This is a genomic window from Brevundimonas sp. R86498 (genome assembly GCF_044598075.1).
Classification (GTDB): domain Bacteria; phylum Pseudomonadota; class Alphaproteobacteria; order Caulobacterales; family Caulobacteraceae; genus Brevundimonas.
In genome coordinates this window covers 1,367,853-1,392,397 of record NZ_CP139004.1, presented here as the reverse complement: position 1 = coordinate 1,392,397, position 24,545 = coordinate 1,367,853, and the positions used below count along the sequence as shown (strand labels likewise).

21 protein-coding genes and 1 riboswitch are annotated in these 24,545 nt (G+C 69.5%); of the genes, 9 read left to right on the top strand and 12 right to left on the bottom strand.

Features of this window, described 5'->3' with window-relative positions:
- Positions 1-205: 205 nt before the first annotated feature.
- The 4 genes from SJY26_RS06885 to SJY26_RS06870 form a co-directional block, all read right to left on the bottom strand.
- Positions 206-1,201, bottom strand: coding sequence for an SDR family oxidoreductase (locus SJY26_RS06885; protein WP_396595389.1), 996 nt, complete (start codon positions 1,199-1,201; stop codon positions 206-208).
- 80 nt (positions 1,202-1,281) lie between these two features.
- Entirely contained in the window at positions 1,282-2,241 is a 960-nt protein-coding gene (gene thrB / locus SJY26_RS06880) for a homoserine kinase (protein WP_396595388.1), read from the bottom strand.
- Positions 2,242-2,244: 3 nt separating this feature from the next.
- Complete coding sequence (locus tag SJY26_RS06875; RefSeq protein WP_396595387.1) at positions 2,245-3,984, bottom strand: homoserine dehydrogenase; 1,740 nt, start codon at positions 3,982-3,984, stop codon at positions 2,245-2,247.
- A 105-nt stretch (positions 3,985-4,089) separates the two neighbouring features.
- Positions 4,090-4,224, bottom strand: coding sequence for a hypothetical protein (locus SJY26_RS06870; RefSeq protein ID WP_396595386.1), 135 nt, complete (start codon positions 4,222-4,224; stop codon positions 4,090-4,092).
- 190 nt (positions 4,225-4,414) lie between these two features.
- A riboswitch (SAM riboswitch) is annotated at positions 4,415-4,532 on the top strand.
- Between the two features lie 78 nt (positions 4,533-4,610).
- Here SJY26_RS06870 and SJY26_RS06865 point away from each other — a divergent pair.
- Positions 4,611-5,654 carry a homoserine O-succinyltransferase gene (locus SJY26_RS06865; protein WP_396595385.1) on the top strand — a complete coding sequence of 348 codons (1,044 nt, stop codon included), beginning with the start codon at positions 4,611-4,613 and terminating at the stop codon, positions 5,652-5,654.
- The gene (metB, locus tag SJY26_RS06860; protein WP_396595384.1) at positions 5,651-6,844 is read left to right on the top strand and encodes a cystathionine gamma-synthase; all 1,194 of its coding nucleotides are present in this window, start codon (positions 5,651-5,653) and stop codon (positions 6,842-6,844) included. Before SJY26_RS06865 ends, metB begins: the two co-directional genes overlap by 4 nt.
- Before the next feature lie 249 nt (positions 6,845-7,093).
- Here the strand turns inward: metB and SJY26_RS06855 are convergent, their stop codons facing one another.
- Positions 7,094-7,312, bottom strand: a complete 219-nt coding sequence (locus tag SJY26_RS06855) for a DUF5961 family protein (RefSeq protein WP_396595383.1) — start codon at positions 7,310-7,312, stop codon at positions 7,094-7,096.
- 319 nt (positions 7,313-7,631) lie between these two features.
- Positions 7,632-8,492 (bottom strand): LD-carboxypeptidase, encoded by an 861-nt coding sequence (locus SJY26_RS06850; protein WP_396595382.1) that lies wholly within the window; start codon positions 8,490-8,492, stop codon positions 7,632-7,634.
- Positions 8,493-8,560: 68 nt separating this feature from the next.
- On the opposite strand from SJY26_RS06850, the gene murC reads away from it, so the two are divergent.
- Together murC and SJY26_RS06840 are read left to right on the top strand one after the other, a co-directional pair.
- Entirely contained in the window at positions 8,561-9,967 is a 1,407-nt protein-coding gene (gene murC, locus SJY26_RS06845) for a UDP-N-acetylmuramate--L-alanine ligase (protein WP_396595381.1), read from the top strand.
- A gap of 72 nt (positions 9,968-10,039) precedes the next feature.
- Entirely contained in the window at positions 10,040-12,061 is a 2,022-nt protein-coding gene (locus tag SJY26_RS06840; RefSeq protein WP_396595380.1) for a TonB-dependent receptor, read from the top strand.
- On the opposite strand, the gene SJY26_RS06835 is transcribed toward SJY26_RS06840, so the two are convergent.
- The 6 genes from SJY26_RS06835 to SJY26_RS06810 form a co-directional block, all read right to left on the bottom strand.
- Positions 12,062-12,742, bottom strand: a complete 681-nt coding sequence (locus tag SJY26_RS06835) for a Fe2+-dependent dioxygenase (RefSeq protein WP_396595379.1) — start codon at positions 12,740-12,742, stop codon at positions 12,062-12,064.
- A gap of 23 nt (positions 12,743-12,765) precedes the next feature.
- Positions 12,766-15,042 carry a TonB-dependent receptor gene (locus tag SJY26_RS06830; protein ID WP_396595378.1) on the bottom strand — a complete coding sequence of 759 codons (2,277 nt, stop codon included), beginning with the start codon at positions 15,040-15,042 and terminating at the stop codon, positions 12,766-12,768.
- 263 nt (positions 15,043-15,305) lie between these two features.
- Positions 15,306-16,094: a peptidase gene (locus SJY26_RS06825; protein WP_396595377.1), complete on the bottom strand. Its 789-nt coding sequence runs from the start codon at positions 16,092-16,094 to the stop codon at positions 15,306-15,308.
- 88 nt (positions 16,095-16,182) lie between these two features.
- Positions 16,183-17,025, bottom strand: coding sequence for a transglutaminase domain-containing protein (locus SJY26_RS06820; protein ID WP_396595376.1), 843 nt, complete (start codon positions 17,023-17,025; stop codon positions 16,183-16,185).
- A gap of 9 nt (positions 17,026-17,034) precedes the next feature.
- A complete protein-coding gene (locus tag SJY26_RS06815) occupies positions 17,035-17,973 on the bottom strand; it encodes an alpha-E domain-containing protein (RefSeq protein ID WP_396595375.1) in 939 nt (312 codons plus the stop codon).
- A gap of 193 nt (positions 17,974-18,166) precedes the next feature.
- Positions 18,167-19,570: a circularly permuted type 2 ATP-grasp protein gene (locus tag SJY26_RS06810; RefSeq protein ID WP_396595721.1), complete on the bottom strand. Its 1,404-nt coding sequence runs from the start codon at positions 19,568-19,570 to the stop codon at positions 18,167-18,169.
- 157 nt (positions 19,571-19,727) lie between these two features.
- On the opposite strand from SJY26_RS06810, the gene SJY26_RS06805 reads away from it, so the two are divergent.
- From SJY26_RS06805 to hisH, 5 genes are all read left to right on the top strand, one after another.
- Positions 19,728-20,060: a YerC/YecD family TrpR-related protein gene (locus tag SJY26_RS06805; protein WP_396595374.1), complete on the top strand. Its 333-nt coding sequence runs from the start codon at positions 19,728-19,730 to the stop codon at positions 20,058-20,060.
- 10 nt (positions 20,061-20,070) lie between these two features.
- Positions 20,071-20,952: an ATP phosphoribosyltransferase gene (gene hisG, locus SJY26_RS06800; RefSeq protein ID WP_396595373.1), complete on the top strand. Its 882-nt coding sequence runs from the start codon at positions 20,071-20,073 to the stop codon at positions 20,950-20,952.
- Entirely contained in the window at positions 20,952-22,259 is a 1,308-nt protein-coding gene (gene hisD / locus SJY26_RS06795; protein WP_396595372.1) for a histidinol dehydrogenase, read from the top strand. Before hisG ends, hisD begins: the two co-directional genes overlap by 1 nt.
- A 157-nt stretch (positions 22,260-22,416) precedes the next feature.
- On the top strand, positions 22,417-23,844 hold the full coding sequence (gene hisB, locus SJY26_RS06790) for an imidazoleglycerol-phosphate dehydratase HisB (protein WP_396595371.1): 1,428 nt from the start codon (positions 22,417-22,419) through the stop codon (positions 23,842-23,844).
- Positions 23,841-24,443, top strand: coding sequence for an imidazole glycerol phosphate synthase subunit HisH (gene hisH / locus SJY26_RS06785; protein WP_396595370.1), 603 nt, complete (start codon positions 23,841-23,843; stop codon positions 24,441-24,443). The genes hisB and hisH overlap by 4 nt, the downstream gene beginning before the upstream one ends.
- Positions 24,444-24,545 lie beyond the last annotated feature (102 nt).

The following is a 24,545-nucleotide window of genomic DNA, read 5'->3' as shown; positions in this document are numbered from 1 at the left end:
CCTTTGCGATAGACCGTTCACGGAACGATCCGATGCTGAAAGAACCCTCGGCGCAGGGCGCGGTTGCCCCGGCCCACCCCACGCTTGCGTGAGGCGCGCGTGATCCTACGACCCCGATCATGCGCGCGGTCAGGAGCCCCTCCAACGCTTCGCGGTCCCCTTCCCCGTTCGCGACGCGAACAGGGAGGAGACGTCGAGGCCAGTCCTACGCCGGCTGGCCGCTGCCGCCGGTGGCACCGAAGATCTGGCCGGTGGAGTAGCTGAGCCAGGGGTCAGCGGCGGCGACAAACAGGCCGGCGATCTCGGCCGGCTGGCCGGGGCGGCCCGCCGGGCTTTCGGAGCCGAAGCTCTGCAGCTTCTCCTGGGTCGCGCCGCCCGAGACCTGCAGCGGGGTCCAGAAGGGGCCGGGGGCCACGGCGTTGACGCGGATGCCGCGCGGGGCCAGCTGCTTTGCCATGGACTTGGTGAAGTTCAACACCGCCGCCCGGGTCATGCCGTAGTCGACCAGCTCTGCCGGAGGGTCCCCGGCCACCACGGACGAGGTGTTGACGATCACCGCCCCCTCGGACATCCGCTCCAGCGCCGCCCGGGTCAGCCAGAAGGGCGCATAGACATTGGTCTTCATGGTGGCGTCGAAGGCCTCGCTGGTAATGTCGCCGAGGGTCGGCTGGGTCTGCTGGCGAGCCGCGTTGTTGACCAGGATGTCGAGCCCGCCCAGTTCCCGCACCGCGCGGTCGATCAGGTCGCGGCAGAAGGCTTCTTCGCGCAGGTCGCCAGGGATGGAGATGCCCTTCCTGCCCTCGGCGCGGATCAGGGCGATGACCTCATCGGCGTCGGACTGCTCGGCCGACAGGTGGTTGATGACGACATCGGCCCCCTCGCGGGCGTAGGCGATGGCGGCGGCGCGGCCGATGCCGCTGTCGCCCCCGGTGATCAGGGCGCGCTTGCCGGTCAGACGCCCGGAGCCGCGATAGCTGCCCTCGCCGTGGTCGGGACGCGGGGTCATCTCCGATGCCAGGCCGGGCCAGGGCTGGCGCTGGGCAGGGAACGGCGGTTCGGGATAGCGGGACGGGTCGGGCGCGGCCCGGCCGACAGGCTGGCCGCCCGGGCCGGCCGTCTGGGCCCCGGCGGGCGTGGTGCCGAGGGCGGCGGCAGCGACGCCGGCTCCGGCGACGAAGGTGCGGCGGGAATGATCGGTCATGGGAAAGAGGCCTTGCGGTTTGAGGGCTATGCCCCTGCCAACCACGACCTGCCGCCCGGGTTCCCGGCGTCGGGTTTGCCTCAGAGGATGGCGGGCTGCAGGCTGGCCCGCGCCCGCCACCAGGCCGCGCGGCGGAAGAAGGCCCCGGGATCCTTGGGCGTCACCAGCTTGGTCGGATCATGAAAGATGCGGTCGTGCAGCCGGGTCAGGGTGAAGCGCAGGGCAGCGGCCTCGCCCAGCCCGGGCAGGGCTTCGGCCTCGGCGCGGGTCAGGGGACGCACCGCCTCATAGCCCCGGCGGAAGGCGGCGACCGCGCCAGGGACAGGCGTACCCGCGCCATCGAAACCCCAGGCGCTGAGGGCGATGGCGAGATCATACGCCCAAAGGTCGGTGCAGCCGAAATAGAAGTCGATCACGCCGGACACCGCCCCGCCGTTGAACAGGACGTTGTCCGGAAAATAGTCGGCGTGAATCGGACCGCGCGGCAGATCATCTGTCCACGGATCTCCCAGCGCGACCAAGGCGGCTTCGACGCCGTTCAGGGTCTCCCGATCCTCGCCTGTGGCGGCCGTCGCGCAACGGTCGGCGAGGCCCCGCCAGACGACCGGCCCCACGGGATTGGCCCGGGAAACGGCGAAGTCCCGGGCCTCGAGATGCAGCCGCGCCAGCATGCCCCCCGCCGCCTCGATCTCGGCGGTGGAAGGGTTGCGGAGCCACGCCCCCGGCAACCACTCGATCACCGCCGCCGGCCGCCCGTTCAGTGTTCCGATCCACTGTCCGGTCCGGTCCCGCACCGGTCGGGGGGCTGGAAATCCGCCGCCGGCCAGATGGTCGGTCAGGCCGAGGCAGAAGGGCAGGCTGGCCGCGTCGGTCCGCGCCTCGAACAGGGTCAGGACGTGGACGGCCCCGTCGGTCTCGAGGCGGTAGTTGGTGTTCTCGACCCCTTCGGCGATGGGGTGGAGAGACTGGAAGGGGCCGAGGTCGTAGGCGTTCAGGAACGCCCTCGCCTGACCGTCCGAAACCGGAGTGAAGACGGCCAAGGGCTAGTGATGCCCCAACGACGCATGGCGTGCCCGGACGATGTCGGCCACATCGGCCAGCACGCTTTCGGTCGTGGGCCAGCGGCCGGCACCGCGTCCCTTGCAGGCCCAGACCCGGCCGTCCTCGCCATAGACCTTCAAGGCATTGCGCTCCCCGTCCAGGCTCTGGAAAAGCGGATCGTCCAGCCCGACGTCAAGCGAAACCGACGCCTTCAGGCCTTCGCCGTCGCGGAAGCAGGCCCCGATCTGGCGCACAGGGCCGCCCGGCTGAAAGGCCTCGGACAGGATGGCGCAGGGCACATCGGCCTCGGCCGGGGTGCGGCCGAAGGCCTCGAACGCCAGCAGGCGGACCTTGGCGGCCGAGTCGCGGCCCTCCAGATCCGAGGACGGATCCTCTTCGGCGAAGCCCGCGACCCGGGCGTCGGCCAGGGCATCGGCGAAGTCCGCCCCCGCCTGCAGCCGCGTCAGCATGAAGTTGACCGTGCCGTTCAGCACCGCCTCGAACCCCTTGACCGGCCCGGCGGATTTCGCGGCGCGCAGGGTCTCGATCATCGGAGCCCCGCCGCCGACGGCGGCCGAATAGGCGAGGCGGACGCCCCGGGCCCGGGCCAGATCGGCCAGACCGGCGGGGTCGCGGCTGATGGCCTGTTTGTTGGCGCTGGCGACGTCGATGCCGCGTTCCAGCGCGCAGCGGATCAGGTCATGCCCGGCGCCGCCCTCGGACAGGGCCTCCAGCAGGATGTCGGGCTTCAGGTCCAGCAGGGCCTCGCGATCGGATGTGAACAGGCTGGCGGGCGCGTCGACATCCCTCGGCTTCGACGGGTCGCGCACCAGCACCCCGACGACCTCGAACCGGCTGTCCTTCAGAAGACGCTGCAGCAGGCCGCCGCCCACCACGCCGCAGCCGGCGATGGCCACCTTCAGCGGCGCGTCGGGCACCGACGGTCCCGGCGGGGCCGAATGGTCGCCGACCACCGTACAGTCGGCCCGGCCCAGGGCCGCCACCTCGATGTCGACCGAGCGGGACTGGCCGAGATCAATGGCGTCATGCTGGACCAGGGCCCCGCCATGGCGGCGCGCGTCGTCCCAGCTGGCGCGGCGATAGCGCAGCGGCTTGCCCGAGGCAGAGGCGGGGTCGCGGTCGTAAAGGCCATCGACGTCCTTCACCAGCCGCACGCGGCTGAGGCCGAGTTCGGCGGCGAGGAAGACGGCGGTCAGGTCCGAACCGCCCCGGCCCAGCAGGACGACCCGGCCATTGGCCCCGACGGCCCCGAAGCCGGGTACGACCACGACCTGATGATCGGCAAGCGCCCGACGCACGGCTTCGCTGCGCAGGGAGACGGGATGGGCGTGCTCCGACGGTCCCTCGGCGACGATGCCCAGTTCACGGACGGACAGGGCGGCGGCGTCGAGGCCGATCCGGTCGCAGGCGATAGCGACCAGGGCCGCCGCCTTCTCCTCACCGAGCGCGACATAGCCGGGCAGGAGGTCGTTTTCGTGATCCAGGCCGAGGGCCCGGGCATCGGCCAGCAGCCGGTCGGTGTGGCCGCCGAGCGCTGACACGACCGCGATCACCTTCCGGCCGGCGCGGACATGGCCATAGACCTCGGAGGCGACGGCAGGGGCGCAGGACTGGTCACGCAGGATGGAGGAGCCGAACTTGAGCACCACCACCTCGGCGGCGGGCGCGGGTTCGGCGAGCGGTTTCTCGACGACGGCGAGATGGGCGGCGGAGTAGGGCATCGGGGTGTTCCGTTCGGAGTTGAGGCTGGATTTCGGACAAAAGAAAACCCGCCGGGCCGGGGCCGGGCGGGTCTGGGTTGCTTGGAGTGTCTTTCGACCTGCGCGCTATCCCGTTCCCGCCCGCGAGGGGCCGGTGATGGTCATACCGGTGGTGGTCGAAATGAGGGTGGCGAGCGTCATCGAACGCGCCGCGAGCGCGGCGGTCGAGGTCGAAACGGCGATGCGGCCGGAACGGGACACAGGCGGAACCTTCTGGAGTTCGTTGGTCTCAGGGTGTCGGGTGGATCGCGTGCCGTCAACCCGGTTTGTGCATTTTTCTTGCGCTGAGGATCGCAGGGCCGCCCCAACCACAGTCAGACCGCCGCCCACACGACGCAAAAGGGTAGATTTTTTCTCTTGACCGGCGATCGGCGTGGCCGCAACGTAAGTGCACTCATCAAGACCGACCGAGGGATAGGCCCTTTGACGTCGGGGCAACCATCGGTTTCCAGCCGAACGGTGCCAACTCCTGCGAGGACGGTTTTCGGACCTTCCGCGAGAGATGAGTGGAGCGTCGACGAGGCGACGTCTCCACGATCTGTCATCGCATCCGGAGCCTTGCTGGGCGGGACGATGCAGACGACGCCATGGCTTTCGACACTCAAACCATCACCTCCGACCCGCTCTGTCGGCCCGTGCGATCGGCCGTTCGGCCGGTGCGCACCGGCAACACGGCCGTGGACATTTCGGTCGCCATTCCCGGGGAGTTCCGGCTGGCGTCCGGCGACCGGCTGGGCCAGCGACAGATTGTCGGCAGGCTGCATGGCCGGGTCGGAGCCCCGCTCGTGGTGGTCGCTGGCGGAATTTCGGCCGGCCGGTTCGTGCACCGGACCGAGACCAACGGTCTGGGCTGGTGGTCCGGGGCCGTCTCGATCCGGGGGCCCATCGACCTCAGCCGGTTCCAGGTGCTGGCCTTCGACTACGCCCCGGAAGCGGCGGACGGGGCCAAACCCGTCACCATCACCACCCACGACCAGGCCCGGCTGCTGGGGCTGATCCTCGACCATCTGGGCGACCCCGTGGTCTCGGCCTTCGTCGGCTGTTCCTATGGTGGCATGATCGGCCTGGCCTTTGCCGAGCTGTTCCCCGACCGGGTCGAGCAGCTGGTCGTGGTCTCCGCCGCCCACCGCGCCCACCCGCAGGCCACGGCCTGGCGTGGCATCCAGCGCCGCATCCTGCAGCTGGCCGAGGCCGCCGGACGGCCTGAGGACGGCGTCGCCCTGGCGCGCGAACTGGCCATGACCACCTATCGCACGGCCGAGGAGTTCGCCGACCGGTTCGAGACCACAGCCCCGGCCGAGGCCGGACACGCCTATCCGGTGTGTGAGTATCTGACCGCCCGGGGCAAGGCCTACCGCACCCACACCACGCCGGCGCGCTGGCTGTCGCTGTCGGACTCGATCGACCGCCATGCGGTGACGCCCGAGGCCATCCGCACCCCTGTGACCCTGGTCGGCTTCGCCTCCGACCGGCTGGTGCCGATCGACGACATCCGCGAACTGGCCGCCCGCCTGCCCAACCTGTTCCGTCTGGTCGAGGCCCCGTCCCTGTACGGCCACGACGCCTTTCTGAAGGAGGACGAGGCCGTCGCCGCCATCCTCCGCGCCGCCCTGAAGGATATCGACCAATGAGCCAATCGACCGGCAAGCGCCCCCACGACGTCCGCACCACCTGCGCCCGGTCCGGCGTCGACACCGACACGGCCCATGGCTCGGTCATGCCGCCCATGTACCTGTCGTCCAACTATTCCTTCGCCGGTTTCGAGCAAAAGCGGAAATACGACTACAGCCGCTCGGGCAATCCCACGCGGGATGTCCTGGCCGAGACCCTGGCCGAGCTGGAAGGCGGCGCGGGCTGCGTGGTCACGGCCACGGGGATGGCGGCCGTCGACCTGCCCCTGACCCTGCTGTCGCCGGGCGACCTGCTGATCGCCCCGCACGACTGCTACGGCGGCACCCACCGGCTGTTGTGCGCGCGGGCGAGGAAGGGGCATTTCGAGGTGCTGTGGGTCGATCAGGGCGATCCGGTCGCTCTCGACAAGGCGCTGGCCCTGAACCCGAAACTGGTGCTGGTCGAGACCCCGTCCAACCCGTTGCTGCGCGTGGTCGACATCGCCGATATCTGCACCCGGGCCCATGCGGTCGGGGCGAAGGTGGTCGCCGACAACACCTTCCTGTCCCCTGCCCTGCAAAGGCCGATCGAGCTGGGGGCCGACATCGTGGTCCACTCGACGACGAAGTACATCAACGGCCATTCGGACGTCGTCGGCGGGGCGGTGATCGCGGCCGATCCGGCGGACCACGCCGAGCTGGCCTGGTGGGCCAACTGTCTGGGCGTCACGGGATCGCCGTTCGACGCCTATCTGACCCTGCGCGGGGTGCGGACGCTCTTTGCCCGGATCGAACGGCAGCAGACCACGGCGGGCAAGGTCGCCGCCCTGCTGGAAGACCACCCGGCGGTTTCGGCCGTCCACTATCCGGGCCTGAAGTCCCACCCCAACCACGCCCTGGCCGCGCGCCAGCAGCAGGGGCCGGGGGCCATGCTGTCATTCGAGCTGGTCGGCGGCGTCGAGGCCGTGCGCCAGCTGGTCGAGACGCTGGACACTTTCACCCTCGCGGAATCATTGGGCGGGGTCGAAAGCCTGATCGCCCACCCGGCCACCATGACCCACGCGGCCATGACGCCGGAAGCGCGCGTCGTCGCCGGCATCACCGACGGTCTGCTGCGCCTGTCGGTCGGGCTGGAGCACGAGGACGACCTGATCGCCGACCTCGTCCAGGCCCTGGACGCCTTGGTGGTGGCAAAGGCGGAGGCGGCCTGAGGCCCCGGCCATAGGGGTTCATCACAAAGAGCACAAAGGAAGGCACAAAGGACACGACGGGTCCTGTGCGGGTGACGCAGTCGGGCTCTGATGGCGCATGGGGAGGACTTTGTCGAAGCCAGGACTAAGCGGCGAAGCCGCGATCCAGCGCCTTGCCGGGAAGACACCGCCCCCAACGCCGCGACGGTCCCGTCGTGCCTTCCTTGGTGTCCTTTGTGATGAATATTGCAGCCGCGCACCCAATCCAGCCTAGCCGCAGGCCTCCACCGCGCCGCTGTGCAGGTGGATCACGAAACAGTGCTCGGGCCCGCCGTCGGCGGCCTGGACCACGACCCGCACGGCATCGTCCTCGGCCATGGGGGCGTGGGCCTCGGCAAAGCTGAGGGCCGCGTCCTCATAGCTTGAGGCCTCCAGCAGGTGGCCGTGGCCGCTGTCGGTGTGGGCGTAGTAGCGCAGGGCGTCGGTCATGCGGATCTCCTTGGCCCGTGCAACGCGTCAGGGCCGAAAGGGATTCATCCGGGACACGATCCGGGCCTGACGAAAGGCCCGCCTCCAGCGTGTGAAGACGGGCCCCGTCGGAATGGATGAGGCCGCGGCTCACCGCCGCCTCGACCGCGCCCCCCGACGCGGTCGTCGCCTGGGCGAGAACGGCTCTTTCCTTCACGCCGACAGGGTCGCCCGTGTCCATGCCGGCAGGTCAGAAACCGTTATGCCTCATCCCGGCCATGTGACCCCGACCCGCGTTCGCTGTCGACAGGCTTCCCCGGCGCGTTGAGTTTTAACCCTGTCAGCGTGACCCGAACGGCACGATCTTGTTGGCCCGGTCATGGGCGATATCGGCTGGCCCAAGCCAGGGAATCCCCGACCGTTCGCACCAATACTGGACGATCTGTTCGCCCGTCAGGCCAAAGTCCGGCTCGTTTGGTGTGACATCGGTGAACCTCCCGGCGCGGATGCCGGCGACCCGGCGGATCGAGGCCTGGCTGGTCAGGTGGAACATCATCCGGTCGATGCGGTAGGCCGCCTCGGAGACGTCCTCGAGCATGAGCACATGGCCGGTCAGGTCCGGCTCCAGCGGCGTACCCAGCAGCTGGTCCAGCACCGTCAGGTTGAAGGCCACGGCCGGGCGGGGATCGGTCGCCAGCGAAGGTTCAAGCCAGCGTGTGTCGCCCCCGGTGAGCCAGGCCAGGGCCCCCTGGGCCGTCGCGTCATTACGCACCGCGTCGGACGCCATCGGCCCATGGGCAACATGCTCAAAGCCGGCCCGATAAAGCGCCGCCATCAGGCTGCCAGCGTCGGAGTAGCCGAGATAGCGCTTCTTGCGCGCCACAGCGTTCAGTCGGGGAATGATTGCCTCGGCCACGCGGCAGGAGCCATAGCCGCCGCGGGCGAACCAGACGGCGTGGATGCGGGGGTCGTTGGCGAACTCGACGAAGGCGTCGGCGCGCGCCGCATCGTCGCCGGCGAAGTGACCGGACTTCAGAAAGCTGTTGGGATGGAAGACGACCGAGACCGAGCGATCGGGAACGTGTTCGCCCATCCAGGCCTCGACGGCTTCAGCCCGGCTCCGGTCAAACCGGGAGCTGACGCAGACGGCCCCGATCTTGAACGCGTTGGACGCCTTGGCGGGGTCGGTTTCCAGCGTCACCCAGGGCTCCGTGCGCAAGGCTGCAAAAGAGAGTGGCGCGCAGCGCCGAACCTCTGTTCTAAGGCACCATGGATCAAAACGTCTCCTATTTCTTCTGCGGCATCGGTGGATCGGGCATGCTGCCGCTGGCCATGATCGTCAGGGCACAGGGGGCCGCGATCGCAGGCTCTGACCGGGCGCTGGATCAGGGCCGGACGCCCGAGAAATTTGACTGGCTGAAAGCGCAGGGGGTGACGCTGTCTCCGCAGGACGGCTCGGGCATCCGCGCCGACCAGATCGTGGTGGCCACCGGGGCGGTCGAGGACACGGTGCCGGATATCGGGGCCGCCCGGCGGCTGGGGGCCACCATCGTGACCCGGCCGGAACTGCTCTCGCAGATCTTTAACGCCGCCCCGACCTCGGTGGGGGTGGCGGGCACCAGCGGCAAGTCGACGATCACCGGCATGATTGCCTGGATCCTGAGCGAGGCCGGCCGCGCGCCGACCGTGATGAACGGGGCAGTGATGCGCAATTTCGCCGACGCCGACCATCCCTTCGCCAGCGCCCTGGTCGGCGGGGCGGACCTGTTCGTGGCCGAGGTGGATGAATCGGACGGCTCGATCGCCCGCTATGACCCGACCGTGGCCGTGGTGTCGAACATCTCGCTGGACCACAAGTCGATGGAGGAGCTGCGCGACCTGTTCGGGGGCTTCACCGGCCGGGCTCGGACCGCGGTGCTGAACCTCGACAATCCGGAAACCGCCGCCCTCGCCCAGGCCATGGTCGATGACGGCCGGGGCCGATCCGTCCGGACCTTTGCCTTGGGCAACGACGCCGCGGACCTCGCCGCCCACGATCTGCAGCCCCTGCCCGCCGGCATGACGTTCGACCTGACCGAGCGGGCCAGCGGGGACCGGCTGGCGGTGACCCTGAACGTGCCGGGTGCGCACAATGTCGCCAATGCCCTGGCGGCGCTGGGGGCGGTCAGGGCACTCGACGTCCCCCTGGCCGAGGCGGTCGCGGCGCTGGAGACCTTCGCCGGCATCAAACGCCGGATGGAGGTGGTGGGGACGGCGAACGGGATCACTGTGCTGGACGATTTCGCCCACAACCCGGACAAGATCGCCGCCACACTGAAGACCCTGCATGCCTTTGACGGGCGGCTCCTGATCCTGTTCCAGCCGCACGGGTTCGGGCCGCTGAAGCTGATGAAGCGGGAGTTCATCGAGACCTTCGCCGGGCTGATGCGCCCCGACGACGTGCTGCTGATGCCCGAGCCGGTCTACTACGGCGGGACCACGGACCGCAGCGTCGGTTCGGAGGATATCGCGGCCGGGGTGCGCGCCGAGGGCCGGAACGCCGAGGCCCTGACCGACCGCCCGGCCTGCGGCGACCGGCTGGTGGAGCTGGCGCGACCCGGCGACCGGATCGTCGTCATGGGTGCGCGGGACGACACCCTGTCCTCATTCGCGGCAGACATCCTCGCACGACTGTGACCTGAAGGCGCAGGCACCGGAAAATGTGGATCGCGTGAGCAACGCGGGCCGTCCGCGTGTATTTCACCGCCCATGATCCAGGACATCCCCGCCGACCTTCCCGACATCGTCGTCACCGCCGCCCGCCTGCCGCCCGCTGCCGGAGACGCCGCCTTCTCCGTGATCCGGCTGGATCCCGACCGGCTGGACCGGGCCACGCGGCTGGACGAGGCCCTGGCCACCGTGCCGGCCGTCAGCCTGTTCCGGCGCACCTCCAGCCTCGCGGCCAATCCGACGACCCAGGGAATTTCGCTGCGGTCCATCGCCCCCTCGGGCGCGGGCCGGACCCTGGTGACGCTGGACGGTGTGCCGCTGAACGATCCGTTCGGGGGCTGGGTGATCTGGTCCCAGGTCCCGCCGGAAAGCCTGTCGGGGCTCGACATCATTCGTGGCGCGGGTGCCGGGCCCTATGGGGCCGGGGCCCTGACGGGGGTGATCCAGCTGCGGGAGCGCGACCAGCGCGGCGGGGCGCTGGACCTGTCGGGCGGAGACTATGGGGGCCGGAGGCTCGCGGCAGCCACGACCCTGTCCGCCGGACGGTTCGCCCTGACCGGGACGGTGCAACGCGAGTTGAGCGACGGCTATGTGCCGGTGCGCGGCCCGGCGGCGGGCGCCGTCGACACGCCGCTGGATCTGGCGACCCTGAGCGGAGCCTTGCGGGCCGATGTGGCGCTGGACGGAGCCACCGCCCTGTCGCTGCGCGCCTCGGCCTATGATGAGGACCGGGGCTCGGGTCTGGCCGGCGCGCGGTCCTCGGCCAGTGGCCAGAGCTATGCGGCGACGGTGTCGCGCGCCCCGTCGGCGGAGCGGATCGGCTGGCGGGCGCAGGTCTGGCGACGCGTCAGCGACTTTTCCAATACCTCGGCGGCGGTCGCAGCCGGGCGGACGGGCACGACCCCGGCCAATGACCAGTTCGCCACCCCGGCCGAGGGCTGGGGAGCCAATGTCGCCCTGCGTCGGGTTGCCATTGCCATCGGCGGGGGCCGGCTGGAGTGGGAACTGGGGGCCGACGCCCGGTTCAATGAGGGCGAGACCCGGGAGATGTTCCGCTTCATGGCAGGAGCCTTCACCCGCGACCGGGTGGCGGGCGGCGAGACCTCGGTGATCGGGGCCTATGGCGAGGGCTCTTGGACGCGGGGACCCTGGCTCGTGGCGGGAGGCCTGCGCGTCGACGGCTGGGAGAATGCCAACGGCCGGCGGCTGGAGCGGGACCGGGCGACCGGGCTGGCCACGCTGGACGAGACAGATCCGGACCGGTCGGGCGAGGTGGTCAGTGCGCGACTGGCGGCGCGGCGCGATCTGGGCGGCGGGTTCGCGGGACGGGCAGCGGCCTATTCCGGGTTTCGGCCGGCGACGCTGAATGAGCTGCACCGGCCGTTCCGGGTTGGAAACGACCTGACCGAGGCCAATGCCGGGCTGGTGCCCGAGACCCTGCAGGGGATCGAGGCCGGGCTGGCGTGGGAGCGCGGGGGGACGGCGCTGGGGGTGACGGTGTTCGGGAACCGGATCGAGGACGCCATCGTCAATGTGACCATCGGGGCCGGACCGGGGACCTTCCCGCGGGCGGGGTTCGTGCCGGCGGGCGGGGTGCTGCGCCAGCGGCAGAATGCCGGGACGATCGAGGCGACGGGGATCGAGGCGACAGCGACGCACCGGATCGGGGAGCGGCTGTCGGTCGACGCGGCACTGTCCCTGACGGACGCGGAGGTCGATGGCGGGACCTCGGCGGCGCAGCTGACCGGACTTCGGCCGGCCCAGGCCCCGGAATGGGCCGTCTCGGCCGGGGCGGACTGGCAGGCGACCGACCGGTTGGGGTTGATCGTCCGGGTCCGGCACGAGGGTGACCGGTTCGAGGACGATCTGAACAGCCGGGTGCTGGAGGCGGCGACGACGGTGGACGGCCGGGCCGAGTATGTGATCCGGGACGGGGTTATGGTCTATGTGGCGGCGGAGAATCTGTTCGATGCCGAGGTGGCGGTGTCGGAGACGGGCGACGGGGTGGAAGGTTTTGGCCCGCCCCGGACGGTGCGGGCCGGACTGTCGCTGCGCTGGTAATCAGACCTCGGACCAGCGCCTGAGCAGGTTGTGATAGACGCCGGTCAGCTCGAGCACGGCCTGGGCGGTCGGGCCCTGATCGACGGCGACACGCTGGGTGGCGACGTCCAGCTGGAACAGGGTCTCACGGTCCTGATCGCTGGCGATGAGGGACTGGATCCAGAAGAAGGACGAGACCCGGGCCCCCCGGGTGACCGGCGTGACGCGGTGCAGGCTGCGTGACGGGTAGAGGACCAGATCGCCAGCGGGCAGCTTGACCGTCTGGGGGCCGTAGGCGTCCTCGATCACCAGTTCGCCGCCGTCGTAGTCTCCGGGTTCCGACAGGAACAGGGTCGCCGACAGGTCCGAGCGGATGCGCAGGCCGGAGGGATGGACCCGGATGGCATTGTCGACATGAACGCCGAAGGCCTGGCCCCCCGCGTAGCGGTTGAACAGGGGCGGAAAGATCGTGTGCGGCAGGGCGGCCGAGACGAACATCGGACTGGCCTGCAGAGCCTGGACGATGATGGCCCCGACCTCGCGGGCGGCGGGAGAGTCCTCCGGCAGCTGGTCGTTGGTCTTGGCCCGGGCCGACTGATGGCCCGAGGTGGCATTGCCGTCGGACCAGTCGCCGGCGTCGAGGATCGTCCGCAGCCGGGCCACCTCGTCCTTGCTGAAGACGTCGGGGATGTGCAGCAGCAAGGACGGGTCTCCGGCGGACAGTCTTAGAAGCGCAGGTTCAGCGCGAGGGTGGCCGAGCGGGCCGGGGCGACGTCGGCGTGATGAACGCCGTTGGTGCGGAGGATATACGCCTCGTCGCCCGCATTCTGCACGTTCAGCTGCACCGAGGTGCGGTCGTTGAGGTCATAGGAGGCAAACAGGTCCAGCCGGGTGTATTCCGGCGCGAAGACGGCGTTGTTCCCGCCACCGGCCCCACCCTGGTTGCCGCCGAAACTGTCGGAGACGTAGTAGACCCCGCCCCCGGCGGTGAAGCGGTCCGTCAGCCGATAGGTCGTGAACAGGCTGAAGCTGTGTTCGGGCGTGTTGGCGAGGGGCTCGCGGACCCGGATGTTGTTGAACGCTCCGCGGACCAGTTCGGAGTCCATCCAGCTGTAACCCCCGAACACCTGCCAGCGGTCGGTGACATTGCCCGAGGCCCCCAGCTCGATGCCCCGGACCTGAACCTCGCCCACCTGAGCATAGACGCCGGTCGAGATCTGGATCTGGGCGTTCTCGCGGGTCAGGTGGAAGGCCGCGGCCGAGAGCAGCAACTGCTGGCGGAACAGGCTGATCTTGGCCCCGACCTCATAGTTGGTCGTCTCCTCAGGCTCGAGCAACACGAGGGCGAGGTTGCCGTTGCCCTGACCATTGCTGGCGTTCTGGTCGCCTGCGGCGATGGTCGGCGGAGTCGAGGCCGTGGACCATGAGGCGTAGACGGAGGAATGGGTCGAGGGCTTGTAGATCACGCCCGCCTGATAGTTGGCAAAGTCCCACTCGCCTTCGCGACGGGTCGCCACAAAGGTATTCGACAGATCCGTCCCATCGACCGAATACTGGTCGTAGCGGGCACCCAGATTGACCACCCAGCGCGAGCCGATGGCGATCGAGTCGAAGGCATAGAGGCCGACCGTCTCGGCGGTGTTGCGGCTGACCGGACCCTTGGCGATCGTGCCGGTCCAAGGGTCCGAGGGGTTGGGATCATACAGGGGGGTGCAGTCGAAGCCGGTCAGGGGCGCGGGGCAGGCCGAACCGGACAGGGTCGTCACAGTCCAGCCGGCGTTGCGGTTCTGCTCGCGGCTGAGCTCCAGTCCGACATCGTAGCTGTGGGTCAGGCCGCCGGCGGTGATCTTGCCGTAGATGTCGGTGACGTTGGAGAGCGTCCGGGTCGGGTTCCAGCGCGACTTCAGGCCCCGCTTCATCCAGTAGACGCCATTGATCAGGGCCACGCCGTTGTTGGTGATGTTGCCGCCGTCGCCGGGATTGGTGACGATGTAGTCGTTCAGCGTCTCGCCATAGCGGCTGACGTTGCGGAGGGTCAGGGCGTCGGAGACGCGGTGCTGGACATCAAAGGTGAAGGCGTCGGACGTCGTCTCCAGATAGTCGCGGGCGGTCAGGCCGTAGAAGCTATCGTAGGGCACATCGAGGACCCCGCTTTCGGTGGTGCGGATGCCGATCTTGGTGAACAGGGGGATGCCGTAGTCGGGCATCGAGTTCGAGGTCAGGTGATAGTAGCTGGCGACCGCATGGGTGTCGGTGCCCAGGCCCGCCCCAAGCGAGACCAGCAGACCCCATTTGTCATAGTCGACGGCTTCCCGGCCCGGGACGTCACCCTGGGCTCCCATCAGATTGATGCGCAGGGCTGCCGTGCCGCCGAGCGGCGCGTTCCAGTCAACCGCGCCGCGCTGGTAGCCGTCCGTGCCGACCCCGAGGGAGACATTGGTGAAGGCGTCGAGGCGCGGCGACTTGGTCGACAGATTGATCGAGCCGCCGCCCGAACCCCGGCCGGAATAGACCGAGTCCGGCCCCTTGACGACCTCGACCTGCTCCAGGGCGAAGACGTCGCGCTGGCCGCCGCCGGTGTCACGGATCCCGTCCAGGAAGATGTTGTTGCCCGAGGACTGGCCACGGATGAAGGGCCGGTCGGCCAGGGGCTGGCCCCCCTCCCCGGCCCCGAAGGTGATGCCGGGCGAGGTGCGCAGCAGGTCCTGCAGCGAGGTGGCTCCCGTCTGTTCGATGATCTGCTGGGGGATGACGGTGACGGCGCGGGGCGTGTCGACGAGGGGGGCAGTAAAGCGCGGCGAGTCCGGAGCCCGACGGATGCGTTGTCCCTCGACATCAATCGATTCGAGCGTGGAGGTCGTCGCCTGCTGCTGCTGCGTATCCACCGGCTCGGAGGCTGGATGGGTCCGGGCGTGCGCCACGGCGGGAGCGGCGCACAACATGCCGGCGGCGGTCGAGGCGCTGAGGAGGGTGCGGAGGGCGGCGGCGCTGGACAGGGACAAGTGAGGCGTTCCGGTGTTGAAAATGCGATGCGCTCGCAATAACAGCTTCGCCATGAAGGGCAAGTGTTTTGCGAACAGCTCGCAAGAAACGCGTCTCCTTGTCCGGGCGACGGTGGGAGACGGCCGTCTGAACAGGCGTCATCGGCCTCGCGGTCGAGGCCGGACGGCGAGCCGGGGACATGGAGTTCGCCGCGTGCACCAACGGAGCGGCGCAGATCCTCAGGAGCTATCCGCCCTCTCCCGGCGGGAGAGGACGCCTGGGGTTACCCCACCACCGAGATGCTGGGGCGGGGCGGACTGATCCGTTCCAGCCAGGGCGGGGTCGGCATGGCGCGGTGGGCGGCGGCGAGGGCTTCGGACCAGAGACGGCCGAGCTCGCGGAAGTAGGGATCATCCGCCTCGATCCGGCGCTGTTCACCGTGCAGGCCGTCGCGCGGGATGACGATCATGTCGAATGGCGCACCCACAGCGATGTTCGAACGGATGGTGGAATCGAAGGAGATCAGGCCCAGCTTGACCGCCTCGGCCATCGGCGTATCGGGCCTGAGGGCGCGGTCCAGGATGGGCTTGCCGTATTTGAGCTCGCCGATCTGCATATAGGGGGTGTCGGGACCGCACTCGATGAAGTTGCCGAGCGAATAGATCAGATACAGGCGCAGCTGGCCGCCCTTGACCTGTCCGCCGAGCAGCATGCTGGCGCTGAGCCGAAGGGCGTCCGCCTCGGGTGACAGGGAAGGCGACGGCGAGAACTCGGCGCGCACCTGCTGCAGGGCATGGCCGCAGATCTGGGCGGCGCGGAACAGGCTGGGCACGGTCTCCAGGGTTTCGGGCCCGTCCCCGCCCGGCATGTGGACGCCCTTGGACACCAGCGACAGGGCCATCTGGGTCACCGACAGATTGCCGGCCGTGGCGATGGCGATGACCCGCTCGCCCGGCACCTCGGTGACATGCAGCTTCTTGTAGGACGAGATGTTGTCCACGCCGGCGTTCGTGCGGGTGTCGGCGATCATCGCCAGACCCTCGTTCACCATCATGCCGACGCAGTAAGTCATGTCAGAAGACCCGGCCGGAGAACCGGACCGCCACCCGTTGAAGGACCGACGCTAACAGATTCGATTAACAGAACGATCCCTGATCGGGTCACGATCGTGCCTGCCGTTGCTGTTGCTGCTGGGTCTGTTGCATCTGACGCACACGCAGGGAGACCGTCAGGGTCTCGCCGCCGCCGCCATAGCTGGTGCCGCGGATGGGGGACGCCCCCAGCGCATCAAGGCCGCAGGCGACGCGGACATAGTGTTCGGTCGGCGACACACCATTGGCCGCGTCAAACCCGACCCAGCCCAGATCCGGCACCCAGGCCTCGGCCCAGGCGTGGGCCGCGTCCTGGTTCTCCACCCCGTCCGAGCGGTGCAGATGGCCGGAGATGTAACGGGCCGGGATGCCCATGCGGCGCGCCGTGGCGATGAAGATCTGGGCATGATCCTGACAGACGCCCTGCTTCTGGGCCCAGGCGTCAGCGGCCGTGTGGTCGGCCGTGGTCGCGCCGACCATGAAGGCCACCTGATCATGGATGGCCGTCATCAACCGGTGCAGACGGGTCAGTGGATCGCCCTCCGGCCCCACCTCCGCGGCGAGTTCGCGCAGGGCCTCATCGGCATGGGTCAGGGGGGTGTCACGCAGGAAGACCAACGGAGACAGGCGCTCCGGGACGCCGCGAAGCACCCCGCCGGTGTCGATCGTGGCAACCTCGCCCGTGACGCGAACCATGAGGGCGGCGGTCGGGCGCTCCGTATAGAGGGTGTGGACGATGTTGCCGAAGGCGTCCTCGGACCGGCGCAGGTGGGCGTCGACATCGGTCTCGATGCGCCAGTCACGGACCTGCTGGCCCTCGGTCGACCGCGGGGTCAGACGCAGGATCTGGACGATGAACCGGGCGGCACGGTTGTAGGTGTAGCGGGTCTCATGATCGATCCGGATGCGCATGATCGGCCCCTACACCAGATACTGGTCGTGGACGGCACTGGCCAAAGCGTTGTTCTCGCTGAGGAAGGCCAGGATGTATTCGTGCAGACCGGACTGGAAGATCTCCTCGATATTGGTCTCGTTGAATCGGGTCAGCCGGGCCGAGGCGAGGCGCTGGGCCGGCCCGCGCCGGCCATAGTCCGTCGCCAGACGATCCAGATAGGAGACGATCATGCCCTGGCAGCTGGCCAGCGACCGGGGCATCTGGCGGTTCAGCACCATGAGGTCGGCGACCAGCCAGGGCCGCACGCTCTCGCGATAGACCCAGCGGTAGGCGGTCAGGGCCGAGACCTCGCGGAGAAGCGTGGTCCACTGGAAATAGTCCAGCTGGCCGCCGACCCGTTCGTCGGCCGGGAGCAGCAGGTGGTATTTCACGTCCAGCAGGCGGGCGGTGTTGTCGGCCCGCTCGATCGCCCCGCCCAGCCGCAGGAACCAGTAGGCGTCGTTCCTCAGCATGGTCCGCGAGGACGCCCCCTCGAAGGCCAAGGACACGCCCTTCACGAACTCCAGATAGCGGACGAAGTCGTCGCGCTTGGACGGCTCGCCCAGCTCGGCCAGGCCGTTCCAGGCCCCGTTGATCGCTTCCCACAGCTCGATGGTCAGGGCGGTGCGGACCGAGCGGGCATTGGTGCGGGCGGCGGTCAGACAGGCGCGGATCGAACTGGGATTGTCGGGCGCGAAGGCGAGATATTCGCGCACGGATTTTTCCGAGGGGGTCCGGGCGCTGGCGGCGAACTGGCGCGAGACCCCGGCCGAGGCGATGGCGCTGGCCCAGGCGGTGGCGGCGGCCCCGTCGCGGGCCGGAAGCGCGGCCAGACGCACCGCCGCCTCCAGAATCCGGGCGAGGAAATCCGCCCGCTCCATATAGCGGCCGGTCCAGTACAGGCTCTCTGCGGTACGGCTCAGCATTTATTCCTCCCCCATCGGGGGAGGGGGACCGCCGCGCGCTTGCGCGGGGGTGGAGGGGGCCTGCCACGCACACGGGCGCAGAGCAGAAGGTCTCGATCGAAGCCGGGGGGAACCACGCGAATTCGTGTCCGGGGTTGGCCCCCTCCACCGCTCCGCGGTCCCCCTCCCCCGATGGGGGAGGATTGTTGAGAACTCAGTCATCCAGCACCCAGGTGTCCTTGGTGCCGCCGCCCTGGCTGGAGTTGACCACCAGCGACCCGGCCTTCAGCGCCACCCGGGTCAGGCCGCCGGGGGCGACGCGCACGCCGGCCGGGCTGGACAGGACGAAGGGGCGCAGGTCGACGTGACGCGACGCCAGATTGCCGTCGCACAGGGTGGGGGCGGTCGACAGGTTCAGGGTCGGCTGGGCGATGAAGGCGTCGGGGTCGGCGATCAGTTTCGCCCGGAAGGTCTCGATCTCGGCCTTGGTGGCGGCCGGGCCGACCAGCATGCCGTAGCCGCCGGACCCGCCGACCTCCTTGACCACCAGTTCGGGCAGTTTCTCCAGCACCTCCTTCAAGGCGTCGGGCTCGCGGCAGCGCCAGGTGGGGACATTGCCCAGCAGGGGGTCGCCGCCGGAGAAGAACTTAATGATCTCCGGCATGTAGGTGTAGACCGCCTTGTCGTCGGCGACGCCGGTTCCGACCGCGTTCGACAGGGTCACATTGCCCGCCATATAGGCCGCCATCAGGCCGGGGATGCCGACCGCGCTATCGGGGCGGAAGGTCAGGGGATCGAGGAACTCGTCATCGACGCGGCGGTAGATGACATCGACCCGCTGCGGGCCCTCGGTGGTGCGCATGAAGACGATGTCGTCACGCACGAACAGGTCCCCGCCCTCGACCAGCTCGACCCCCAGCTTGTCGGCCAGGAAGCTGTGCTCATAGTAGGCCGAGTTAAAGGGCCCGGGGGTCAGGACGACGATGTTCGGATCGGCCCCGGCATGGTCCGGCGCGCTGGCCCGCAGGGAGGCCAGCAGCATGTCGGTATAGGTCTCGACCGGGCGGATGCGGTGTTCGGCGAACAGGTCCGGGAACAGCCGCATCATCATCTCGCGGTTCTCCAGCATGTAGGAGACGCCCGAGGGGGTGCGGCAGTTGTCCTCCAGCACCACAAAGCCGTCCTCGCCCGTGCGGACCAGGTCGACGCCGCAGATGTGGGTCCAGATGTCGCCCGGCGGGCGCCGGCCCTGCATCTCGGGCCTGTAGTGGGGATTGGTGAAGATCAGCTCGGCCGGGATGATGCCGGCCTTGATGCAGTCCTGGGGCCCGTAGATGTCCTTGAGGAACGCGTTCAGCGCCGAGACCCGCTGTTTCAGCCCCTTCTCCAGCTGGCCCCATTCGGCGGCGTCGATGATGCGGGGGACCACGTCAAAGGGGATCAGCCGCTCGTTGGATTCGACGTCGCCATAGACGGCGAAGGTCACCCCCATGCGACGGAAGAACAGCTCCGCCTGGCGCGAACGCGCCTGCAGCAGGTCCGACGGCGCGGCCTCAAGCCACCGGGCCAGCGTCCGGTAGCTTTTGCGGACCTGACCGGATCCGGCATGGCCTGACATCTCGTCGAACGTGACGGTCGCTCCCGTGTCTGTGTGAAGGCTCAACGTGGACCGGGGGCCCGACGGGGTGCAACAGTTTTGTTGCGCTGCGGAAGAGAACGCCTGACGGAGGAAAGGGTTGACCGTTCCACTGTTACAGCATAGTGGAACGCCCAGCATGACCGACCGCCCCTCAGACATCGCCGCGCCGCCGGCCCCGGAACGCCAGACGGCCGACCGGGTGGCGCTGTACGACGCCCTGCTGTCGCTGAAGACCCGGACCGAGATGGACGCCTTCCTGGCCGACCTCTGCACCCCGGCCGAGGTTCGCGCCTTCGCCGAGCGCTGGGCCGTGGCGCGTCTGCTGGACGAGAAGTCGAAATCCTATCGCGAGATCGCGCAGGCGGCGGGCACCAGCCCGACCACCGTCGTGCGCGTCGCGCGGTTCCTCAAGGAAATGCCGCATCAGGGCTATCGCCTGGTGCTGGACCGAACCCCCAGGAAAGTCTGAGTTCAAGTTCATGAGTACCGTACAGGGGCGACTTCGCATCGCCGTGCAGAAATCCGGCCGTCTGGCCGATCGCAGTCTCGACCTCGTTCGGGACGCGGGCCTGCGCGTGGTGAAGGGCGCCAATGATCTGCTCTACAAGGTCGAGAACTATCCGATCGACCTGTTGCGGGTGCGCGACGACGACATCCCGACCTTCGTGGCCGACGGGGTCTGCGACCTCGGCATCGTCGGCGAGAATGTGCTGGAGGAGGTCCGCAACGGCGGGCCCAACGCCTCGGTGGTGATGCCGCTGGGCTTTGGCAAATGCACGCTGAAACTGGCCTGTCCGCCGATGCTGGACTACGCGGGGCCCGCCTCGCTGGAGGGGCTGCGGATCGCCACCTCCTATCCGAAGATCCTGCGCCGCTATCTGGATGAGCAGGGCGTCAAGGCCGACATCGTGGTCATGCGCGGCGCGGTCGAGGTGGCCCCGCGGCTGAAGCTGGCCTCGGCCATCTGCGACCTGGTCTCGACCGGCGCGACGCTGGAGGCCAACGGCCTGATCGCCAAGGAGACGGTGTTCGACAGCCAGGCCGTGCTGATCCAGTCGCCGGTCGCCCCCGAGGATGGGCTGCGGTCCCTGCTGGACTCGATCATCGAGCGGATGAGCGGCGTCGTCAGCTCGCAGGGGGCCAAATATGTGATGCTGAACGCGCCGCGCTCGGCGCTGGACCAGATCACCGCCATCCTGCCGGGTGCCGGCGCGCCGACGGTCATGCCCCTGATGGGGCGTGATGACGCTGTGGCGGTGCATGCCGTGTGCCAGGAGGCCGTCTTCTGGGAGACGCTGGAGAAGCTGAAGGCCGCCGGGGCCTCGGCCATTCTGGTGCTGCCGATCGAGAAGATGATGTGATGAAGCGGATCGAGTGGTCATCGCTGGACGGACAGGGGCGGTTCGACGCCCTCGCCCGCCCGGCCCGGCGCAGCGAGCGCGACGTGCAGGATGTCGTGCGCGGCATCTTCGAACAGGTCGCCATTTCCGGTGGCGCGGCCGTCAAACAGTACAGTCTGCAGATCGACGGCTTCGCGCCGCGGCGCATCGCGATCACGGACGCGGCGGTCGCTGCCGCCCGCGACGCCCTGCCCCCGGCCGACACCCGGGCCCTGCGGGTCGCGGCCGAGAATGTGCGGCTCTTCCATCAGGCCACGAAGCCGGAGGACACCGCCTTCGTCGAGACCACGCCGGGCGTGAAATCGAAACTGGTGTGGCGGCCGATCGGGGCCGCCGGAATCTATGTGCCCGGCGGCACGGCCCCCCTGTTCTCGTCTCTCCTGATGCAGGCCATCCCGGCGGCAGTCGCCGGTGTGGGCGAGCGGGTCGTGGTCACGCCACCGGCGAAGGACGGCAGCGTCCACCCGGCGATGATCCTGGCCGCCGCGGAGGCCGGGCTGGACGCGATCTGGCTGATCGGCGGGGCCCAGGCCATCGCCGCCCTGACCTATGGCGTCGTCCTGGACGACGGCGAGATTCCGGCCTGTGACAAGCTGTTCGGGCCCGGCAACGCCTATGTGGCCGAGGCCAAACGCTATGCTGCCGCCCTGCCGAACGGACCGTCGGTCGACATGCCGGCCGGGCCGTCGGAGCTGCTGGTGATCGCCGACCGGTTCTGTGACCCGGAGATCGCCGCCGCCGACCTGCTGAGCCAGGCCGAGCACGATGCGGACGCCCAGGTGATCCTCGTGGCCGAGCGCGGCGCGACCATCGACGCCATCCTCGCCGAGGTGGAGAGCCAGCTGGAAACCCTGCCCCGCGCCGACATCGCCCGCGCCTCCCTGGCCGAGGCCCGCGCCATCAAGGTCGCCGACATGGCCGAGGCCTGCGCCGTGTCCAACCTGTACGGCCCCGAACACCTGGCGATCCAGGCCGAGGACGCGGAGACGCTGGTCGCCTCGATCCGCGCGGCCGGGGCGGTCTTCGTCGGGCGCTGGGCGGCCGAGACCCTCGGCGACTATGCCGCCGGCCCCAGCCACGTCCTGCCGACCGACGGCGGCGCGCGAACGCTGGGCGGCATCACCACCGCCAGCTTCATGACCTCCATGTCGGTCCAGACCGTCACCGAGGCCGGTGCCGAACGGCTGGGTCCGATCGCGGCGCGGCTGGCCCGGCTGGAAGGGCTGGAAGCCCACGCCCGGGCGGCCGATCTGAGGAGCGTGGGATGAGGATGGCAGAGACAATCCTCCCCCGTCGGGGGAGGTGGCTCGGAGCGAAGCGCAGAGACGGAGGGGGCCTGACCCGGACTCCGGCGCGCGCGGTTGGCCCCCTCCACCCCCGCGCAAGCGCGCGGCGGTCCCCCTCCCCCGATGGGGGAGGAATACGATGACACTGCCCGCCCCCTACCCGCCGCTGGTCGCCGGGGCCGAGGGCCTCGACGCCTATCCGGGCGAGACCACGGCCCTGCAGGCGCGGATGGCCCGGATCTATGGCGTCGCCGGGGATCAGGTCCTGCCGGTGCGCGGCCTGACGCATGGGCTGGAGCTGGTGTTCCGGCTCGCCGCCCGCGACGGCCGGTCGGTCGAGGCTCCGGACGCCGAACCCTATGCCGGGCTGGCGCGACTGTACCGGGCCGGAGACGGCGAGGCCGCAGCCGTCATCATCCGGGCCCTCGGTGCGCCCGAGGCGGTGGCCGAGATGGCCGAACGCGTGGCCCCTGCCCTGCTGGTCGTGGATGAGGGACTGGTGGAGTTCGCCGATGCCCCCTCGGCCGCGACCCTGATCGGCGACCACGCCAATCTGGTGGTGCTGCGCAGCCTGTCGCTGGCCTACGGGCTGGCCGGGGCCCGGGTCGGGGCCGCGCTGGGCCAGCCCGCGACGCTGGCGCGACTGGCCGAGGTGGTCGAGCCCTATGCCCTGCCCGCCCCGCTGGTGCGGCTGGCGCTGCAGGCGCTGGATCCCTCGCGGATGATCGAGACCGCCGAACGGATCGCGGGCGTCCGGCGCGAGCGCGAACGGCTGGCGCGCGAGATCGGGCGGGTCATGGTGGTCGAGGCCGGCGTGGGCCCGATCCTGATGGTCCGGCCGTCGGACATTGCATCGACCCTGACCGATCTGGCGAAGTACGGCGTTGCCGCCGACCGCGCGGGCGACCGGGTCCGTCTGCCGGTCTCGCTGCGGGCCGAGGTCAATGACCGGCTGCTGGGCGCGCTCGGCCTCGCCCCCTCGCAGGCCCGGGCCCACCGGACCGGTCAGGCCGTGCGCGATACGAAGGAGACGCGCATCGTCTGTGGCGTCGATCTGGACGCCACCGGCCCGATCCGCATCGAGACCGGGGTCGGCTTCTTCGATCACATGCTGGAGCAGGTGGCGGCTCACGGGGGCTTCTCCCTGCGCCTGCAGTGCGAGGGCGACCTGCACACTGACCCGCACCACACGATCGAGGACTCAGCCATCGCGCTGGGCCAGGCACTGAAACAGGCGCTGGGCGAGCGGCGGGGGATCCAGCGCTACGGATTCGTCCTCGCCATGGACGAGGCCCAGGCCAATGTCGCCATCGACCTGTCGGGCCGGCCCTATCCGGTGTTCGAGGGCACCTTCTCGACCCCCTTCATCGGCGAGTACCGCACCGACCTGACCGCCCACGTCTTCCGCTCGCTGGCCGAGCATCTGGGGGCTGCGATCCAGATCTCGGTCAAGGGCGACGACGACCACCACAAGACCGAGGCCGTCTACAAGGGCTTCGGCCGCGCCCTGCGCCAGGCCATTCGGGTCGAGGGCGATGTTGTTCCGAGTACCAAGGGGGTTCTTTGACCCAGACTGCCATCGTCCACCTCGGGGCGGGGAACACCGCCTCGGTCCAGTTCGCGCTGGAGCGGCTGGGGGCCGACGTCGTCGTTACCTCCGACCCCACGGTCATCGCAGAGGCCGAACGCCTGGTCCTGCCGGGGGTGGGCGCGGCCGGCTATGCCATGGAGCGTATGGCGGCGCTCGGCCTGACCGACCTCATCAAGGGCTTTGACCGCCCCCTGCTGGGCCTGTGCCTCGGACAGCAGCTGCTGTTCGCCGAGAGCGAGGAGAACGGCGGGGCGACCATGCTGGGGTTCATTCCCGGGCGAGTGACGCGGATGCCGGTGCGCGACGACCTGCCGGTGCCGCACATGGGCTGGTCGCAGCTGCACGGGCTGAAGGACGATCCGATCCTCGAGGGTGTGGCCGAGGGGGCCTATGCCTATTTCGTCCATTCCTACGTCTGTCCCGACACCGATGCGACCATCGCCTGCGCCGCCTACGGGGCCGAGGTTCCGGCCATGGTGCGCACCGGCAACCGCTGGGGCTGCCAGTTCCATCCGGAGCGGTCGGCCGCGGCCGGGGCGCGGATATTGAAGAACTTTCTCGAGTTGCCGGCGTGAGCCCTGTTCCTTCTCTTTCGTCATCCTCCGGCGAGCGCAGCGAGACCGGGGGACGCAGCGGCGCGCGAGAGCGCGAAACTGCCGCACAAGCTGACTGCGGAG

What these genes read in the sequence shown, in the direction of transcription:
- SJY26_RS06855 (WP_396595383.1), bottom strand. Translation starts at nt 7,312, where the DNA reads ATGACCGACGCCCTGCGCTACTACGCCCACACCGACAGCGGCCACGGC.
- SJY26_RS06885 (WP_396595389.1), bottom strand. Translation starts at nt 1,201, where the DNA reads ATGACCGATCATTCCCGCCGCACCTTCGTCGCCGGAGCCGGCGTCGCT.
- metB (WP_396595384.1), top strand. Translation starts at nt 5,651, where the DNA reads ATGAGCCAATCGACCGGCAAGCGCCCCCACGACGTCCGCACCACCTGC.
- SJY26_RS06875 (WP_396595387.1), bottom strand. Translation starts at nt 3,984, where the DNA reads ATGCCCTACTCCGCCGCCCATCTCGCCGTCGTCGAGAAACCGCTCGCC.
- hisD (WP_396595372.1), top strand. Translation starts at nt 20,952, where the DNA reads ATGAAGCGGATCGAGTGGTCATCGCTGGACGGACAGGGGCGGTTCGAC.
- hisG (WP_396595373.1), top strand. Translation starts at nt 20,071, where the DNA reads ATGAGTACCGTACAGGGGCGACTTCGCATCGCCGTGCAGAAATCCGGC.
- SJY26_RS06865 (WP_396595385.1), top strand. Translation starts at nt 4,611, where the DNA reads ATGGCTTTCGACACTCAAACCATCACCTCCGACCCGCTCTGTCGGCCC.
- SJY26_RS06805 (WP_396595374.1), top strand. Translation starts at nt 19,728, where the DNA reads ATGACCGACCGCCCCTCAGACATCGCCGCGCCGCCGGCCCCGGAACGC.
- SJY26_RS06810 (WP_396595721.1), bottom strand. Translation starts at nt 19,570, where the DNA reads ATGTCAGGCCATGCCGGATCCGGTCAGGTCCGCAAAAGCTACCGGACG.
- SJY26_RS06815 (WP_396595375.1), bottom strand. Translation starts at nt 17,973, where the DNA reads ATGCTGAGCCGTACCGCAGAGAGCCTGTACTGGACCGGCCGCTATATG.
- murC (WP_396595381.1), top strand. Translation starts at nt 8,561, where the DNA reads ATGGATCAAAACGTCTCCTATTTCTTCTGCGGCATCGGTGGATCGGGC.
- SJY26_RS06820 (WP_396595376.1), bottom strand. Translation starts at nt 17,025, where the DNA reads ATGCGCATCCGGATCGATCATGAGACCCGCTACACCTACAACCGTGCC.
- hisB (WP_396595371.1), top strand. Translation starts at nt 22,417, where the DNA reads ATGACACTGCCCGCCCCCTACCCGCCGCTGGTCGCCGGGGCCGAGGGC.
- SJY26_RS06825 (WP_396595377.1), bottom strand. Translation starts at nt 16,094, where the DNA reads ATGACTTACTGCGTCGGCATGATGGTGAACGAGGGTCTGGCGATGATC.
- SJY26_RS06840 (WP_396595380.1), top strand. Translation starts at nt 10,040, where the DNA reads ATGATCCAGGACATCCCCGCCGACCTTCCCGACATCGTCGTCACCGCC.